General features: G+C 41.2%; 22 protein-coding genes. 13 read left to right on the top strand and 9 right to left on the bottom strand.

What is annotated here, in order from left to right; genetic code table 11:
• Nucleotides 1–200: 200 nt before the first annotated feature.
• Complete coding sequence (locus tag NSTC745_RS09105) at nucleotides 201–470, bottom strand: hypothetical protein (RefSeq protein WP_445636860.1); 270 nt, start codon at nucleotides 468–470, stop codon at nucleotides 201–203.
• 28 nt (nucleotides 471–498) lie between these two features.
• Here NSTC745_RS09105 and NSTC745_RS09100 point away from each other — a divergent pair, with 28 nt between their 5' ends.
• Nucleotides 499–1,464, top strand: coding sequence for a class I SAM-dependent methyltransferase (locus NSTC745_RS09100; RefSeq protein ID WP_445636859.1), 966 nt, complete (start codon nucleotides 499–501; stop codon nucleotides 1,462–1,464).
• Nucleotides 1,465–1,528: 64 nt separating this feature from the next.
• On the opposite strand, the gene NSTC745_RS09095 is transcribed toward NSTC745_RS09100, so the two are convergent.
• Nucleotides 1,529–1,726 (bottom strand): hypothetical protein, encoded by a 198-nt coding sequence (locus NSTC745_RS09095; RefSeq protein ID WP_445636858.1) that lies wholly within the window; start codon nucleotides 1,724–1,726, stop codon nucleotides 1,529–1,531.
• 151 nt (nucleotides 1,727–1,877) lie between these two features.
• On the opposite strand from NSTC745_RS09095, the gene NSTC745_RS09090 reads away from it, so the two are divergent.
• Nucleotides 1,878–2,321 (top strand): hypothetical protein, encoded by a 444-nt coding sequence (locus NSTC745_RS09090; RefSeq protein WP_445636857.1) that lies wholly within the window; start codon nucleotides 1,878–1,880, stop codon nucleotides 2,319–2,321.
• Between the two features lie 174 nt (nucleotides 2,322–2,495).
• Here the strand turns inward: NSTC745_RS09090 and NSTC745_RS09085 are convergent, their stop codons facing one another.
• Together NSTC745_RS09085 and NSTC745_RS09080 are read right to left on the bottom strand one after the other, a co-directional pair.
• Nucleotides 2,496–2,783 carry a hypothetical protein gene (locus tag NSTC745_RS09085; protein ID WP_445636856.1) on the bottom strand — a complete coding sequence of 96 codons (288 nt, stop codon included), beginning with the start codon at nucleotides 2,781–2,783 and terminating at the stop codon, nucleotides 2,496–2,498.
• Between the two features lie 2 nt (nucleotides 2,784–2,785).
• Nucleotides 2,786–2,965 carry a hypothetical protein gene (locus NSTC745_RS09080; RefSeq protein ID WP_445636855.1) on the bottom strand — a complete coding sequence of 60 codons (180 nt, stop codon included), beginning with the start codon at nucleotides 2,963–2,965 and terminating at the stop codon, nucleotides 2,786–2,788.
• 499 nt (nucleotides 2,966–3,464) lie between these two features.
• Here NSTC745_RS09080 and NSTC745_RS09075 point away from each other — a divergent pair, with 499 nt between their 5' ends.
• Both NSTC745_RS09075 and NSTC745_RS09070 read left to right on the top strand, forming a co-directional pair.
• Nucleotides 3,465–4,148, top strand: a complete 684-nt coding sequence (locus NSTC745_RS09075; protein ID WP_445636854.1) for a conjugal transfer protein TrbI — start codon at nucleotides 3,465–3,467, stop codon at nucleotides 4,146–4,148.
• 456 nt (nucleotides 4,149–4,604) lie between these two features.
• On the top strand, nucleotides 4,605–5,846 hold the full coding sequence (locus tag NSTC745_RS09070; RefSeq protein WP_445636853.1) for an S-layer homology domain-containing protein: 1,242 nt from the start codon (nucleotides 4,605–4,607) through the stop codon (nucleotides 5,844–5,846).
• Nucleotides 5,847–5,915: 69 nt separating this feature from the next.
• On the opposite strand, the gene NSTC745_RS09065 is transcribed toward NSTC745_RS09070, so the two are convergent.
• Entirely contained in the window at nucleotides 5,916–7,265 is a 1,350-nt protein-coding gene (locus NSTC745_RS09065; RefSeq protein ID WP_445636852.1) for a GAF domain-containing sensor histidine kinase, read from the bottom strand.
• A 287-nt stretch (nucleotides 7,266–7,552) separates the two neighbouring features.
• Here NSTC745_RS09065 and NSTC745_RS09060 point away from each other — a divergent pair, with 287 nt between their 5' ends.
• Nucleotides 7,553–7,870 carry a DUF3155 domain-containing protein gene (locus NSTC745_RS09060; RefSeq protein ID WP_096534956.1) on the top strand — a complete coding sequence of 106 codons (318 nt, stop codon included), beginning with the start codon at nucleotides 7,553–7,555 and terminating at the stop codon, nucleotides 7,868–7,870.
• Between the two features lie 448 nt (nucleotides 7,871–8,318).
• Here the strand turns inward: NSTC745_RS09060 and NSTC745_RS09055 are convergent, their stop codons facing one another.
• Nucleotides 8,319–8,849, bottom strand: coding sequence for a cofactor assembly of complex C subunit B (locus NSTC745_RS09055; protein ID WP_445636851.1), 531 nt, complete (start codon nucleotides 8,847–8,849; stop codon nucleotides 8,319–8,321).
• A 52-nt stretch (nucleotides 8,850–8,901) separates the two neighbouring features.
• Nucleotides 8,902–9,249 carry a PadR family transcriptional regulator gene (locus tag NSTC745_RS09050; protein ID WP_445636850.1) on the bottom strand — a complete coding sequence of 116 codons (348 nt, stop codon included), beginning with the start codon at nucleotides 9,247–9,249 and terminating at the stop codon, nucleotides 8,902–8,904.
• A 793-nt stretch (nucleotides 9,250–10,042) separates the two neighbouring features.
• On the opposite strand from NSTC745_RS09050, the gene NSTC745_RS09045 reads away from it, so the two are divergent.
• The 6 genes from NSTC745_RS09045 to rpsN all read left to right on the top strand — a co-directional run bounded on the left by NSTC745_RS09045 (nucleotide 10,043) and on the right by rpsN (nucleotide 14,997).
• A complete protein-coding gene (locus NSTC745_RS09045; RefSeq protein WP_445636849.1) occupies nucleotides 10,043–10,621 on the top strand; it encodes a DUF3611 family protein in 579 nt (192 codons plus the stop codon).
• A gap of 245 nt (nucleotides 10,622–10,866) precedes the next feature.
• A complete protein-coding gene (locus NSTC745_RS09040) occupies nucleotides 10,867–11,067 on the top strand; it encodes a hypothetical protein (protein ID WP_445636848.1) in 201 nt (66 codons plus the stop codon).
• A 161-nt stretch (nucleotides 11,068–11,228) separates the two neighbouring features.
• The gene (gene serS, locus NSTC745_RS09035) at nucleotides 11,229–12,509 is read left to right on the top strand and encodes a serine--tRNA ligase (protein ID WP_445636847.1); all 1,281 of its coding nucleotides are present in this window, start codon (nucleotides 11,229–11,231) and stop codon (nucleotides 12,507–12,509) included.
• Nucleotides 12,510–12,693: 184 nt separating this feature from the next.
• Nucleotides 12,694–13,794, top strand: coding sequence for an RIP metalloprotease RseP (gene rseP / locus NSTC745_RS09030; RefSeq protein ID WP_445636846.1), 1,101 nt, complete (start codon nucleotides 12,694–12,696; stop codon nucleotides 13,792–13,794).
• Nucleotides 13,791–14,489 (top strand): endonuclease III, encoded by a 699-nt coding sequence (nth, locus tag NSTC745_RS09025; RefSeq protein ID WP_445636845.1) that lies wholly within the window; start codon nucleotides 13,791–13,793, stop codon nucleotides 14,487–14,489. Before rseP ends, nth begins: the two co-directional genes overlap by 4 nt.
• A 205-nt stretch (nucleotides 14,490–14,694) precedes the next feature.
• Nucleotides 14,695–14,997, top strand: coding sequence for a 30S ribosomal protein S14 (gene rpsN, locus NSTC745_RS09020; protein ID WP_445636844.1), 303 nt, complete (start codon nucleotides 14,695–14,697; stop codon nucleotides 14,995–14,997).
• A gap of 97 nt (nucleotides 14,998–15,094) precedes the next feature.
• Here rpsN and NSTC745_RS09015 read toward each other — a convergent pair whose 3' ends face one another.
• A complete protein-coding gene (locus tag NSTC745_RS09015; RefSeq protein ID WP_099066465.1) occupies nucleotides 15,095–15,424 on the bottom strand; it encodes a hypothetical protein in 330 nt (109 codons plus the stop codon).
• A gap of 86 nt (nucleotides 15,425–15,510) precedes the next feature.
• Here NSTC745_RS09015 and aat point away from each other — a divergent pair, with 86 nt between their 5' ends.
• Nucleotides 15,511–16,086, top strand: coding sequence for a leucyl/phenylalanyl-tRNA--protein transferase (aat, locus tag NSTC745_RS09010; RefSeq protein ID WP_445636843.1), 576 nt, complete (start codon nucleotides 15,511–15,513; stop codon nucleotides 16,084–16,086).
• A gap of 44 nt (nucleotides 16,087–16,130) precedes the next feature.
• Nucleotides 16,131–16,289, top strand: coding sequence for a type II toxin-antitoxin system HicB family antitoxin (locus NSTC745_RS09005; protein WP_445636842.1), 159 nt, complete (start codon nucleotides 16,131–16,133; stop codon nucleotides 16,287–16,289).
• A 68-nt stretch (nucleotides 16,290–16,357) separates the two neighbouring features.
• On the opposite strand, the gene NSTC745_RS09000 is transcribed toward NSTC745_RS09005, so the two are convergent.
• Complete coding sequence (locus NSTC745_RS09000; protein ID WP_445636841.1) at nucleotides 16,358–16,573, bottom strand: hypothetical protein; 216 nt, start codon at nucleotides 16,571–16,573, stop codon at nucleotides 16,358–16,360.
• Nucleotides 16,574–16,602: the final 29 nt, after the last annotated feature.

Raw genomic sequence — 16,602 nt, 5'->3', positions numbered from 1 at the left:
TTGTTGCATGAATAATTTTTGCTCTATTCGGAAAAAATTAAACAGTCTTGGAAACTCCCCTTTATTTTCTCGTGTTGACGGAGAATAAAAAATCAAGAGATAAGGAGGATATTAGTTAGCCATATTCTTTATTGCTAGATGCTATATCTGAACCAACTTAGTATATGGAACTTCTATTTGATTTTTGAACTAACTCGTTCTCAACTGGGTTCCCTACTTCCAACTCCCTTAACTATTACTTGACGATGTATCAACAGTCCAATATATTTACCTAGAGCAATGAGGAAGCTCAATATGCGATGGGGATAAATCGCCGCATTGGCAGTAAAAATCAGCACAAATGTAGTGCTGAGATGATATCCTGGCGATCGCTTTGCTGTTTTCCAAGTTGCTAAACCAGCCACATCATTAGTAACGTTTTGCGTTTGCTTTTCGAGAAGTTGGTGAAGTTGTATTGCGTAAAAATCCAAAAATTTCAAAAGCTCAGGCAGTAATCCGATGATTGAAAAAACAGTAAAAGTAATAAAAGGCGAATTATTGCCAGAGGGAGATTATGTTTCACCAGGATTTTCCATTATTCAGCCAGATTCATGTTTTCCTAATATGATTTTGGGAAATACATACGATAGTTTTTGGTTTTATCTGCGGCGTGATATTCCTCACAACTGGTACGTAGATCGGCGACAGCCGGGTACAGGATTTGTTAGCAGAGATGAAGCTCATATTCTTTACAATACAGCCTTAAAATTTCAGGGTAAGAAAGCTTTAGAAATAGGCTGTTGGATGGGTTGGTCAGCTTGTCATCTAGCTTTAGGAGGAGTTGAGCTAGATGTTATCGATCCGATGCTATCCACAGAATTATTTTATGAAAGCGTCACAGATTCGCTCAAGTCGGCCGGCGTCAAGGAATCTGTAAATCTCATACCAGGATATAGTCCCCAAGCAGTAGAAGAATTAGCAAATAAATTTCAACGTAAATGGTCATTGATATTTATAGATGGTCACCACGAAACACCAGCACCACTCAATGATGTAATGATTTGCGAACAATTTGCCGAACCAGATGCATTAATTTTATTTCACGATTTAGCTTCTCCCGATGTTGGTGAAGGATTGGACTATTTGAAAAACAAAGGCTGGAAGACAATGGTATATCAAACTATGCAAATCATGGGAGTTGCATGGCGGGGAAATGTTGAACCGGTAATACATCAACCAGATCCTGAAATTAACTGGCGCTTACCTCCACATTTACAAAAGTATTCTGTTAGCGGTTCAATCCCAAATTGGACGCAAGATAAATCTGGAAAAATACTCAAATCAGTCCGAGCAAATACTTTATTAAATCAAGGAAAGTTATTATCGCTGTATAGTCACGCAGACCAACTATATTATTATCTTTCTTGGCTGCCACAAATGTTAAAACAGGCGATCGCCAAAAAGAAACCCCAGGAACGCTACTGATTAGCAAATCCTAAGAATATCTTGATGGGATGGGTAAATCGCCCGTCCTACTGTTGTGAAGTGGTTAATGGCGATCGCGATCGCTTGACCTAGATCGAGGTATCAACAGTCCAATATACGTACCCACAGCAAGTTTTGTTAAATCTAAAAATTGTGGCCGACTCTTTTCGTCAATGACTGCAAGTGTTAGAGAGCCAATTACCATAATCAAAGTCACAGCAGCCAGTACTTCATCTCTTGAAGGAAATTTTTTAGACAACATTATAGATTCCCCAAATTATTTGAATTGTCACACCAGTATCTTTGCAGCCGCCTGATTGCTTACAAGCTTGCAAAATGAGTGAATTGTGTATGCGATGAGGATGAATTGCCAAATTGGCAGTTAAAATCAGCAAAAGTGTAATTGTTAGGTTATGAGTGGGCGATCGCTTTGCTGTTCTCCAGAAGGTATCCAAAAAGCAAAAAGAGCTTTAATTCGTTATTCCTTAACTCAAAAAGCATTAGCTGATGAGCTAGAAGTAACTCGCCAGCCAGTAGGAAAATTCTTTACAGGTAAACCTGTTGACCGCAATCTCTTTATCCAAATTTGTGACAGGCTAGATTTAGAGTGGGAAGAAATAGTTGCTGAACCAGCCAGTGAATCAGAGGTAAATCAAGAGAAGAGCATTAATATTGATGCGATTGTCCAAAAAGTACGCGAAAAGATAAAACCTAGCATTCAAGAACGGTGCGGCGCGATGCGGGTACTAGATATGGCTCAACCCATCGGCTTGAATGACATTTACACTAGCGTTAATATTTTGGAAAAAATCATTGGGCGACAAAGGTTGGGAATAGATGAATTATTGCAACAGTAATAGTGATTGTTATGTTAGCCGTGAAGTGCGACAAAAAATAGAAGATACTTTGCTATTACCGATCGCAGAGATTAAACAGCGCCAGCAGCTATCTTAAACACTCATTTAGCAGATAGTTTATTTTTGTCTTTCACAGATAATTCAAGTATTACATCAGTTGCTAAAACTACTAATTTAAGAATCAGCTTCCACTTGCTTTTTATCTAATGCTAAATTCTCAGGTAACTGCCAAGAACGCCCTTGACAATAAACATAACCATTGGCGATAGAGATACCAAACATTTGTCGCATGATTCTGGTTGCTTCTTTCCTCTCTTCATCTGTCAAGTAATCCTGACCTTTGAAACCTGCTCGATAATGTCTAGGATTACCACCAGCTTCTACATAACGCTGCTTACCAATTTCTAAAATTTCTTGGAACCTTGCATACTTTTGTTTTTGCTCTTCAGTCCAATTTGCCATAATTACAAGTCCCAATTAGTCGGAACAATATCACAATTTTGCAAAATCATAGCAATCGGCAAGACTTGGGTGGGCGTATTTATATACCAATTGCCACTATCTTCATCATAGAATCTATTACCGAGTAAATCTAGGGTAGTCAATGCGTTAATAATTAAATATTGCGCTTGACTCGGTTCCATCAGGAATTACTCTACAAATTGGCTCTCGCAATTCTAAAGGAAAGAGAAAGTATTTTCCACGCCCTAGTAAATAATATATAGTAATCGGCTTTCATTTTTGAGCTTGCTTGGCTTAGTAGCGAGTAAGTCATAGGAAATAGGGAATGGAAAAGAAGCTTTTCGAGTGATAAAAAAGCAAATACAAGTCTTATATAATGGAAGTAATAGTTCGCAATGGCGTTAAGTATCTGGACGTAAGCAATAAAACAAAGTCGGGAAACAATTAAACTAATTTAGCGTCATTGAGAGTATCTTGCCTCCTACTTAGTAACGCAGATTAGGAGAGTAAAAATTATGACAATTTACACTTCCGAATGCCTACGCTTACGCACATACTTCTAGTCAAATTAAGTGGTTTTACCTTCGGAATATGACTAAAGTCATGTTCAAGAATAGTCTGAAACAAACTCAGTAAACCCTCGTCATTACACATATCACATACATAAAGGTCAACTCACCTATGGCTCATCTACATCGATGGAAATCTGGAACTGCTGCACTCATGGCAATGGCTGTTACCACCACCGTCGTTGCCCCAATGATTCCCTTTGCTCCTGCTAATGCACAATACAATGTTGGGCAATATGGAAACGTGACAATTCCTTCTGGAGTGAATCTTCCTGTTAACTACGAAAAAGAAACAATTACTATTGCTCCTGGAGAAAGTAAATCTATAACCTTGAGAATCAGCTCTAACATTACTGACAGGAATAGAAACGTCTTAATTCCCGCTGGTACCAAAGTAATTGGACGCCTAGAACCTGTCGATTTAGATGGTTATTCAAGAGATGATGATAACCAAGGAAAAGGCGTGCGATTTGTAGCCCAAGAATTAGAATTTTCTAATGGTCGCCGTCAGTCGATTAATGCAACTTCTCGGACATACACCACAACTCAAAGAGTGAAACAAGGGCCTAGCACAGGTCAAGTGTTAACTGATGCAGGTATTGGTGCGGGTGCTGGTCTTTTGGGTTCACTAATTACTGGTAATAACAGAGTTGATGATTTAAAACCTGTGATTGGTGCGGCTGCGGGTGCAGGAGCAAGCGTCCTGTTGCGGAAAAAAGAAACGAATGCGTTTGTTATTAGACCTGCACAAGATTTGAGGCTGACGCTGAATTCTAACTTAACCTTATACCGTTAATAGGTTTAACTTGATTTAAGTTGTGAATTTAATCATCAATCAATAGGCGATCGCCACTCTAACTATAGTGTGCGATCGCCTTCATTTTTAACCTCAAAAAATCTATTTCCGTGCAACTATTCTATCTCTGCATCGTCTTAACAACTATCTAGACTTTTGGGACTAATTACAGCATAATTCAGGCTCTAGAAGTTAAACAAGCTTTCCACATACATCTCAGACGAACCGTTGTATACTTCACTTCGTTGAAACTTGCTTTAGCGGTCGGAGCTAATAGCTAAAAGGCTAATTAGTCTATTATCTACTGTCTAGATATTTTGACAGATCTTTTTGATTTTAGTCGTATTATTCAAGGAATATTGTTTAGAAAAAATCTAAATTAATGGGAACATCAAACTTCAGAAATTGTCTAATAAATTAACAGTAAAAAAATAAATTTAATGGAGTAAAAAAGCAATGTTTACTTTAAATCGTTGGCAATCTGGAACAGCAGCACTTATGGCTTTAAGCGTCACAGTTGGAACTGTAGCACCCTTTGTGACAGCTGCACCTTCTTTTGCTCAAACTACTTTTTCTGATGTTTCATCTAATTACTGGGCAGCACCATTTATTCAACAATTATCACAACGAGGTGTAATTGCCGGATTTCCTGATGGTAGTTTCCGCCCTGAAGAAGCAGTAACACGCGCTCAATTTGCTGCTATGGTGAACAAAGCTTTCCAAAAATCACAACAGCGATCGCCAATCAGCTTTACTGATGTGCCTAGCAACTATTGGGCATACAGCGCCATTCAGCAAGCTTATACCATTGGTTTCTTATCAGGATATCCCGGCAATCGCTTTGAGCCTAACCAAGCTATTCCCCGCCAACAGGTTTTAGTTTCCCTCGCTAACGGTTTGGAATATAGTGCTAGCGGTAATACCGAAAGCACTCTGCAATACTTCAACGATGCTTCTAACATTGCTAGCTACGCCCGCAGCCCAATTGCAGCGGCAACTGAGAAGCAAATCGTAGTCAACTATCCAAATGTGAAGTTCCTGAATCCAACTGCAACCGCGACTCGCGCCCAAGTAGCAGCTTTTATTTACCAAGCATTGGTTAGTTCTAATCAAGCCTCAGCAATTAACTCGCCCTACATCGTAGCTCTTGGAGATACTACCCCAACGCCTGTATCTGTGACCATTCCTCAAGGAACTGCTATCCCTGTTAAGTATGACAAGGCAGAAAAAATTCTGGTCACCAAGGACGAAACAGCACCTTTGACGCTGACTGTATCCCAAAGCGTGGTTACCCAAGATGGATCTGTGGTGATTCCTGCTGGTAGCCAAGTTATCGGTCAACTCAAACCTGCTACAGGCGGTTCTCAATTCGTTGCTGAAAAACTAGTTTTGACCACAGGTCAAGAATATCAACTTAACGCTAGTTCTGAAGTGATTACCAAGACTGAAACCGTCAAAAAGGGTACTAGTGCCGGATCGATTATTAAGGATACTGTCTTGGGCGCAGGAGCCGCCGCTGCGGTGTCTGCTGTCACGGGCGATCGCGCCATCGCCACAGAAGAAGTTCTGGGTGGTGCTGGCATCGGTGCGTTGATTGGTCTATTCTTCGGTAGAAATAGTGTTGACTTAATCGCAATCGACCCAAATACCGATTTACAAATGACAATCAATCAAAACTTGTTGGTTTCACTCAAATAGTCATTTGTCATTAGTCGTTGGTCATTAGTATTTACAAAGGACAAATGACAACGGACAACGGACAAACGACTAACTCTCAACTTCTGGTAGCCAAATAATAAATGTAGTTCCCGGCCTATTCGGTGAAGTTAATTTAGAGTTGATTGCAGGGCTGAAAACCTCGATTTCGCCCTGCATTTGTTCGATTAACTGTTTAGCGATCGCTAACCCCAAACCTGTACCGGGAATTTCTGTTTGCGCTTGTACGCCCCGGTAATGTCGTTCTCCAAGATGCTCTAAATCTTCAGCCGGAATGCCAGGGCCGTTGTCACTGATAACAATTCCTTGAAAATTACCTTTTTGTTGGCCAGCCCGAATCAAAATTCTACCACCACTAGGAGTGTATTTCAATGCATTATCGATGATGTTATTTAACACTTCTCGTAATGCTTTGATGTTGGCACGTACTAAGGGTAAATTGTGCTTAAATTCGGTTATCAGTTTTAGTTTGCGCTCTTGTGCTATTGCTTTAGCTGATATTAATAATGGTTCTAATATATCTGCTACCGAGCAATCAACAGCTTTATCTCCGGTTCCCGGCAATAAAAGGGGCGGCTTGGCATCTTTTTGCACAGTTGCTTCTAAAAATACTTCATCTGGCAGATGTAGTGGTTCTAAATCTGTGCCTGCTAAGTCAATTACTTGCTCAAATTGTTGGAGTAATTCTTGTAGGCGATCGCTTTCTCGCACGATGCTACTTGCCACATCCCGATTAGTATCTGCCGGTCGCAATCGCTTTAATAAAAGTTTACCAAAAGTCCGTAATGCTGTTAATGGGTTACGAAACTGATGCAACAGGTTATCTAACAAATCCTGTTGTTTTTCTTGAAGAATTTGTTGTTCGTGGAGTTGGTGTTGTAACCATGCTCGTCGCTGATCTAAAATGCAAGCGATCGCTAGTGTTTGGGCTATGTGTTGAATCTGACTTTGCTCGCGTTCATTCCATTCTCGGTCTTTTCTACCAGTTACTAGCAACCCCATCATCACACCTTCATAGACCAAAGGTAAAACAATTTGGTTGCCACTGAGTAAATATTCCTCTTGTAAATGAGGCCCGGACGCATCCGGTATCTCATATTCCGGCGACGAAGTTGAAGAATCCAATCCTGGTGTTAATAACCTTTGGCGATCGTTGGGTAATACCAATGCATTACCAACTCGAAGCTGCTTAGGTAATGTGGCGGCACTTTCCTCTGCTTGTGGTAATAATGCTGTTTCCGGATAAATCATTACAGGAATCAGTTTTGCCTCACCAGAGGGAGTTTCTACTAATTCTTGTGTTAGGTACACAATACTTAAAGTTGCTCCCAGCCCTTGGGCCAGCAGTGCTATTTGCTCTCGGCATAGAGCAAGAAAATCAGAACTGGCAGACATTAACATTTTTTAGCTTTTGCTCAAGATTACAGATTATGAGGCATGATTAAGAGAGGATGGCTAGTTTTTACCTCATTGTTTTAATACAGCTTAACTGAAATCTTTTGAGTGATGTTTTGTACCAGCGGATTATTATCCTGAGAAACTTTTGTTTTATCTATACCTCTAAAGATATTAATTTTATTGGCTCGAAAGTTAAAAAACTATTGATTTTTTGAACTAGAACTTCTATAATTACGACGGATTTTGTAGCTATCACTACAATCTATAGCTTGAAAGAGGAGGACAATAGGTTGGCAAGGAGACGCAAAAGAAAAAGTCGTCGTCGTCAGGAAGGACGGCGCATTCTGGAACATGTGCCTCAATATAGCATCGAGAGTGGTGAAGAAAAACCTGTGACAGCAGCGAGAAGGTTCATTCAAGCTGAAGGTATCTTGCCACCGGCACTTCTACTCGTAAAGCGAAACGAACACACCACAGACCGCTATTTCTGGGCAGAAAAGGGACTGTTTGGTGCCCAATACGTAGAGGAAAACCATTTCTTGTTTCCTAGCCTGAGGACTTTAGAGGCTCCCACAGGTCAAGAAACCCTTGCTTTAACTGCTCGATAAGAAATTGGTCATCTCAGGCATTGAATGTGGCCCTTGACTATTAATTAACTGGCAAAATTGCTAAGTTTATGCAAAATTTAATTTTTTTTTAGTTTGTAGGTGATTTGCCAGTCAACCTATTCTGGGCATTTGAAAAGTCAATATGTGTCAAACCACGCTAGTTTGCATGGTTTGGTACTTGTTTAAAAGATGTACGCAGGAGCGGATATTAGAGCCAAGCGCATCCAAAAGCGCTAGTGAAGTTGCGCTCTTATCCAAATACATTGGAAGACAAGCTCTGTCAAAGAATTGAAATGAATTCAAATTTTTAGCCACAACACAAGTTATGGATAAAATTGGCAAAGCAGCATTCTTGATTTACTCCTTACCACTTTTCATTGCCTCAAGAGTAGGTCAGGTCAGAAAGGGAACACCTCATAAGTTAAGAGATGGTCATAAAAACCAACAATTATTCACCAGCCTTTAACTGTAGAGTCCTCCGTAACTGGGTGAGTTCATCTCGATGGGCAACTACAGTAACCTTACTTGAGGGGGTTTGTTCGCTCTGAGTTGTTTCCACTTTGAGCAACACCTTCTCAAGTCTTCCAGATTTTTTCCAATAAAAAACACCACTCAAAGGTGACAGCAGCACCAGAGCTAGAATAAACCTACTCAGGTTAGGAAAAAGTAGGTATACCACTAGTGACAGGCAAACAATACCAGTAGCTGCCAGTAGGGTGAGAAATATAGCTAAGAACCAGCTAGGGCGAACATTACCTTCAAAAGTCACTTGGTTTTGTTCTCGGTCTACCGCTGCCACTCGGTAAGACCGCGATCGAAAATACTCTCTTAATTGAGACATGAAAGCTGCTTCGTCTTGTTCGGATACTAAGTGCGCTGTCTCTGTACGGTCTTTAGTCGAAGCACGAATAAAGAAAAACAGCCCAACCGATAACAACAAGGTTAGCAGCAAGGTAGATGGCAGAATAGGAGTATCCATAACTAATTGTTATTGTTTGACTGGAGGAGACTTATTCATTATCAATGATTCGTTACTTTATTCGCCCGTTGATGTAGTCTTGCCAAAGAAAAGCTAAATTCTGCGCTTGAACTTGCCATTCTGGAGAAACTTGGTACATCCGCCTGGGGCGTCCCCGTCCTTCGAGTTTTTTCCAATATCCATTAATTGCCCTTTCGTCTTCCAGAAACTTGATTGCACTGTAAAGTACAGTATCCGAAAGCCGATAGGTAGGATATTCAGTTTCTAATCGTTGAATTAACTCGGTGCCGTAGGATTCACCTTCTAACAAAATAGACAGTATGTAACAAACTGCTAATTCCTGACAAAGGTAAGTTGGCGGAGGATTTTCAAAGAATTGATATATATCCTCAAGTTTCATGGTTAGGGAATGGCTAAAAAAATGCCTTAGGGTAAGGTCTACAATCCTCGTAGTCAGTATATACTGCTACTCTTAAATGAGTAATATATAAAGCTACTTAAGCTAGATTTCCAAAGCGAAAACACCAAATAATTACCCACGCCTTTAAAGTTGTGGGAATAGTTCGTGAGTTTCAGGGTACAAGATAGTATGCTCCGACCCAAGCTAAATCAGGTATGGTGAGGAGGGAACAGACAGTGGGGAAGTCACTGTTTTGGTGTTAAGCGATGCCGAGTTTATTAGAACTGCTTAAGCAATAAGATGCCATCGAAGAAATTTTACAGGTAAAATGCTATTTTGTCTGTAGAACTTAATAAACACTTTTTTTTACAGTGATTTTCCCAATGCAAATTTTAAAAACTTCAGCTAGAGGATATGTTTAAGTTCAAACTCCTAAATTTGTAAACATACCTGGGTAGTAACTATTAATAATTTTTTAGGCTTGAGATCCTCTTGCGGTATCTGGTAAATGTGATAGTAAATTCCTTAAAAAAAATGGGGCATTGGGTATTAGGCACAAGAGGCAGAGGGACGGTGCAGGGGGCAAGGGGAAGAATTAAAAATTATGCATGATGTGGATTAGTTGTAGAGACGTTGCATTGCAACATCTCTAGAGGACGGATAATTCTTGATATTTCGTCGTAAATGACCTCTTTTCTCCCTGCTCCCTGCTCCCCTGCTCCTTCATCTCCCTACTTTCCCATTCCCTATTCCCTGCCTTCTTTAAAAGCACCTAGCACATTGGTGATTTAGTATGTCACAAACTCCTGATACCCCATCTTCTTCCTCTAATCTCAGGGCAATTGCCCAAACCTTTCGCCTTGCAGGTTGGATTAGCTTTTGGATTCAGCTAGTACTAGGTGTTGTTTCTGGCATAATTGTGCTGCTGTTTGGCATCTTTAGTCAAAGAGCTGGCAGTCCTAGTAATAATCCTGGGACTGGCTTTGGCGTATTTTTAGCCGTTTGTGGATTGGTGATTTTAGGTGTGGGAATTTACTTAGCTTACCGTTATACCAGAATTGGTAGGCAACTGGAATCCTCCAATCCCAGCAACCGCCCTCGGAAAAGCGAGACTGTGCAAGTGTTACGCTTAGGACTGTGGGTGAATTTAGGGGGAACGCTGGTGACTCTTTTGGGGGCGCAAGCTATTGTTGGGACGCTGGTGGCAAGATCTATATCTCCCCAAGCGATAACTACCCAATTTTTTGACCCAACTCGAATTATTAGCGGTCTAGATATGCTTGTTGTACAGGCAAACACTAACACTGTCTCAGCCCACTTTGCAGGTCTTGTGGCGTCCCTTTGGCTACTTAATCGCATCAACAAACCGTAATCGAGGCGAGTTATACCAAAAATTCAGCTAAAAATCCATACTCGTGTTTACTAATTTTTTATATGAGTTTCTTCCGTTCTTAGGAGGTTACATACCAAATAATTCAAATGTATTCCTAGTGCTTTTCCGAAATTTTCAAAATACAACGTGAAGACTAACACCAGTTGCTCATATTAACATCCACCTACAAGATGATATCTGAACTGCGATCGGATGAAATTAATCTGGATTGGAAGTCTTGCACTATGAAAAGATTAGAAATTTGGAAATTTGGCATACAAGTATTTTTTAGTACCCTAATGATTGGATTGTGTAGTTCCCTAATATTTATGGAGCGCCAGAATAGCCAAAACCAAGCAGTGTACTGGAGTGGTTTATCCGGTGTACTTGCCTACTGGCTACCTTCACCTGCCAGTGCTGGGGAGTCTAGAAAATCAGAGGATTAACACTAATTTTGGATTTAAGATTTTGGATTTAAATTTTTATTGCCCTGGCAAGATTGGCAGGGCAAAATTTTTATGTTTGCTTTTCTGCTCATGGCAAGGCAAAATCAGTATATGCTGGGGTGTTGGCATGAAGATAATAGGCTAAAAACTGAGAAAAATCTGTGCTGGATATCAAGCAAATACGGGAAAATCCGCAATTAGTTCAAGAAAGATTGAACAGTCGTAGTGGTAAATACGACATTGAACCGATATTACAGTTAGACCGACAACAACGGGAATTAGAGGGGACGCGCAGTCAACTGCAAGCCCGTAGCAACGAAATTGGTAAAATTGTCGGGCAAAAGCTCAAGTCTGGTATCAATGCTCAAGACCCAGAAATCCAAGCTTTGCGCGATGAAGGTAACTCTGTCAAAGCTAGATTGAGCGAACTAGAACCCCAAGAAAAAGACCTCAAAGCTGAAATTGCCCAGCTTGTTTTAGCACTTCCCAACTTACCAAGCGACTCTACACCCATTGGCAAGAGTGAACAAGATAACGTAGAAGTACGGCGTTGGGGTGATGAGTATCTTCCCCAAAATCCGAATATTCTTCCTCATTGGGAAATAGCTGAAAAGCTAGGTATTCTCAATGTTGAGCGAGCTGTGAAAGTTGCCCAAAGCCGCTTTGTGACATTGATAGGTGCTGGTGCAGCGCTGGAGAGGGCATTAATTCAATTTATGCTGCGCGTTCATACTCAAGCTGGGTATGTGGAGATTAGTCCACCGCTGTTGGTGAATACCAACTCATTGACGGCGACTGGTCAGTTACCTAAGTTTGCAGAAGAAAGCTTTAAATGTGCTGATGACGACTTGTGGCTGATTCCTACAGCCGAAGTTCCAGTTACTAACCTCTATCGGGGCGAAATTCTCACCGCTGAAGATTTGCCTATCTACCACTGTGCTTATACGCCTTGTTTTCGTAGGGAAGCTGGTAGTTATGGGCGCGATATGCGGGGTTTAATTCGCCTGCATCAATTCAACAAAGTGGAACTGGTGAAATTTGTCGAACCCAGCAGTTCTTTTGATGAACTAGAAAAATTAGTGGGGAGTGCAGAATCAATTTTACAGGCTTTGCATTTGCCTTATCGAGTGATGAATCTCAGTAGTGGAGATTTGGGATTTGCTTCTGCTAAAACATACGATTTAGAGGTTTGGTTGCCTTCTTCTGGCAAATACCGTGAAATTTCTAGCTGCTCTAATACTGTAGACTTTCAGGCGCGAAGGGCTGATATTCGTTTCAAAGAGGCGGGGAAGAAAGGCACCCAGTTTGTGCATACTCTCAACGGTTCGGGCTTGGCAGTGGGACGAACGATGGCAGCAATTTTGGAGAATTATCAACAACCCGACGGAACAGTGAGGATACCAGAAGCGCTGCAACCGTACTTGGGGCGGGAAGTGCTGTAATTGGGCATGGGGCATTGGGCATTAGGCATTGGATATGGGGAGTTCTAAGTTAGGAGTTAGGAGTTAGGAGTTATTGTCTCCTTTGTCTCCCTTGTCTTCCTTGTCTCCTCCGCGCCATGCCCTATGCCCAATGCCCAATTAGAATGGAGATAACCATAGCTTAATATCTTCACTAATTTGCTTTATGTCAGTTTTAGCAGCGATCGCAGTCTTGGCTGTTCTGATCTTGGTACACGAGTTGGGACATTTTGTTGCAGCACGTTCTCAAGGTATTCTCGTTAACCGTTTTTCTTTGGGTTTTGGCCCGGTTCTTTTTAAGTATCAAGGATCGCAAACTGAATATGCTGTCCGCGCTTTTCCCTTGGGTGGCTTTGTGGGCTTCCCGGATGATGACCCAGATAGCGATGTTCCACCCAATGACCCAAATCTGCTGCGTAACCGTCCAATTTTAGACCGGGCGATCGTCATCAGTGCCGGGGTGATCGCAAATTTAATATTTGCCTACTTAGTACTGGCTCTGCAATTGGGTATTGTGGGTATTCCTGAAAAATTAAACTATAAAGCTGGTGTCATCGTACAGCCTGTTAATCAAGAATCTATTGCCTACCAAGCAGGAATTAGAGAAGGAGATATTATTCTGGCTGTCAACGGTCAGGAACTTCCCGCTTCTGATAAATCAACTGCTTTGCTGACTAAAGAAATTCAAACTCATCCCAATCAGCAAATAGAACTCAAAATTCAGCGCGAAAATCAACAACAATCGCTCAAATTAACACCAAAACTAGGAGCAGATGGTAAAGGTGTTGTAGGTGTAGCACTTAGCCCAAATGCTACAGCCGTTTATCGTCGTCCTAATAGTCCTTTTGAAATTTTTGGCATTGCTGCTAACAGGTTTCAACAATTATTTGTGGGAACACTCAGCGGTTTTGGCCAGTTAATTACCAATTTTCAACAAACTGTAGGACAAGTTTCTGGCCCAGTTAATATTGTCAAAATCGGGGCACAATTAGCTGCTGATAATAGCACAAATTTGTTATCTTTTGCGGCAATTATTAGCATTAATTTGGCGATTATTAACATTTTGCCTTTACCAGCTTTGGATGGCGGACAACTCGCTTTTCTACTAATTGAAGGCCTGCGCGGTAAACCTGTGCCTCCTCGAATTCAAGAAGGTGTAATGCAAACAGGTTTGGTGCTACTCTTAGGACTAGGGATTTTTCTAATAGTGAAAGAAACTACCCAATTAACTAGTCAATTAGAGTGGGTACAAAAGTTACTCCAGTGAAAGTAGGGAGTGGAGAATTGGCAGTGGGGAGTAGGGAAAAGAAAGTTTTATCTTTAAAGCAACGGGCGGTAGAAATTCTCTCTCGCCTGAAGCGTCTTTATCCAGATGCGACTTGCTCTTTGAACTACTCAACACCAGTACAATTGTTGGTGGCAACGATTCTCTCGGCTCAGTGTACTGATGAGCGAGTAAATAAAGTAACGCCAGCATTATTTAGTCGGTTTCCTGATGCTGAGAGTTTAGCGATCGCCGACTTAGATGAGTTAGAAAATTTGGTGCGTTCCACAGGATTTTATCGCAACAAAGCCAAGAATATTCAAGCCGCCTGTCGGATGATTGTTAGCGAGTTTAACTCTGTTGTTCCCAACCAAATGGAACAGTTGTTAAAACTTCCAGGCGTGGCGCGGAAAACAGCAAATGTAGTCCTCGCTCATGGTTATGGCATTAATGCTGGCGTGACGGTAGATACTCACGTTAGCCGCCTCAGTCAACGTTTGGGTTTAACTGAGCATACAGACCCCATTCGCATTGAAAAAGATTTGATGCTTTTATTACCGCAACCAGATTGGGAAAACTGGTCAATTCGACTGATTTATCACGGTCGTGCCATTTGTAAAGCCCGTTCTCCCGTCTGCGTTGCTTGCGAACTAGCGGATTTATGTCCTTCTGCAAATAAGCCAACGGTCGTAGGGTAGTGTTGGTCAAGAAGAGGACGCAAAGAGGGAAAGACGCGGGGACGCAAAGAAAAATCTTCTTTGTCCCATGTTCCCATGTCCTCGCGTCCTTTTCCGTGTTTATAAATTTCAATTTGACAGACTAGTGGGGAACACAAGTAATCTAGAATTGAAAAGAAGACTGTAGAATGGAAAATGCTGTCTTTAAATGTAAGTTAGAGAGTATATGGCAAAAAAGAGCATGATTGAGCGCGAGAAAAAACGCGCCAGATTGGTAGAAAAATATGCCCAGAAGCGGGAAGCTCTGTTGGAAGAGTTTAGAGCTACAGAATCTCCCCTTGATAAGCTAGAAATCCATCGGCAAATTCAACAGCTACCACGGAACAGTGCGCCCAACCGCCGCCGTAACCGTTGCTGGTTGACTGGTCGTTCTAGAGGTGTTTACCGCGATTTTGGGTTATCTCGGAATGTGCTGCGGGAATGGGCGCATGAAGGCCTTTTGCCTGGAGTAGTTAAGTCTAGTTGGTAGTCATTGGTCATTGGTCATTGGTCATTGGTCATTAGTTTTATGCAAAGGACAACTGACAAAAAACAAAGGACAAATGACAAAAGACAAAAAACAAATATTATTGACCGCAACACTTATCAATTCCCAGACTTTCTAAGAGTAGATCGCTAACAGCGTTGGCGATCGCAAACTCTCCATAAAAGCTATTGGAAAAATCATACGACTGCATCTCTGTGACAATGGCAATTACCAGAGAACCAAGGTCGTTTTCTCCTTCCATGCGTTGACGCACAAAAATCTGTGCGGCTCGTTGAGCAATCTTTTGGTTAACTGCTTCGGGGATAAATTCTGTATCTAGCCACCGCAGTAGACGTTCTCGCAACCATTCACCTTCGAGTTGCGGATTTTGAGGGCGTGGTAGAGTAATTGCTGGAATTGGTTCAGTCATATTTTTTATACGCAAAGGGGATTACAAGGGAACGCAGAGAATGACTGCTAGTATCAAATTGCGTTCTTTTTGTATTTTTTATATTTATGCAATATGATATCGCTGCTATTGTTCAAGGTTATGCTCAAGGCTATTTTCTCATGGCTGATGATAGCGATCGCCTGAGTTGGTACGGAAGTCGCGATCGGACTTTTATTCCCTTGGATGAGAGGTTTCGTTACCCCAAATCTTTACAGCGCGTTCTCAATCAAGAACGTTTTAGTGTGGCGGTTAATCGGGATTTTCAAGCTGTGGTGGCTGGCTGTGCTAACCGCGAAGTAACTTGGATTTCACCAGAATTGCAAGATATTTACTGGCTACTTTACCAGACTGGTTATGCTTATAGTTTTGAAACTTGGCAAGGTGACGAACTAGCTGGCGGAATTTTGGGAATTGTTATTGGTGGTGCTTTCATTGGCGAGTCAATGTTTTACCGCATTCCCGATGGTTCAAAAGTAGCGATGGTTAAGTTGGTAGAAAGATTGCGCCAGAAGAAATTTGTCTTTTTTGATGCCCAAATGATGAATCCGCACTTAGAAAGGTTTGGGGCTTATCGGGTTGGGGATGAAGAATATCAAGGTTTACTTAATAAAGCTTTGCACCGTCATTGTAATTTGGTATAAAGTTTTAAACTTTTTAACATAGTTTTTTCTGCTGTATAAGAATAATGTTTAAGTTTAGCGATCGCGTTATTATGCCTTGCACTCACGGCAGAACTCGTGAAGAAGCTATTCATAATGGTGAAGAAGTGATTGAAATGTACTTGGAAGCTTGGCAATTAGAAGGTGAATCTATCCCAGAACCCAATACATTAGAAATTGCCTAATTATTATTGTAAAATTTTTGAATTTATAAAATAAATGATTACTGGTTCATACTCGACAAAGTAACTCATCAGGTATCCAAACCCAGCCGTCGCATAACTTCTTCTTGAGGAATACCTCGAATACCTGTTTCCCTGCGCTTTTGAATCTCTAACAGTTCTTGTTTTAAATTCTCATTGATTGTCTTACCTTCATCTGGATCTGGTAGAAGTTCTTGTATAACCTCCATCACAGTTTCTCGAATCAAGGTTTTGAGTTCATCAGTTGTTAAATCTTTAATTTGCATAGCGGATGCTGAATGAAAAGGCTGTTAAT

It is taken from the genome of Nostoc sp. DSM 114161, assembly GCF_052692665.1.
This window is presented reverse-complemented; position numbering and strand designations above follow the sequence as displayed.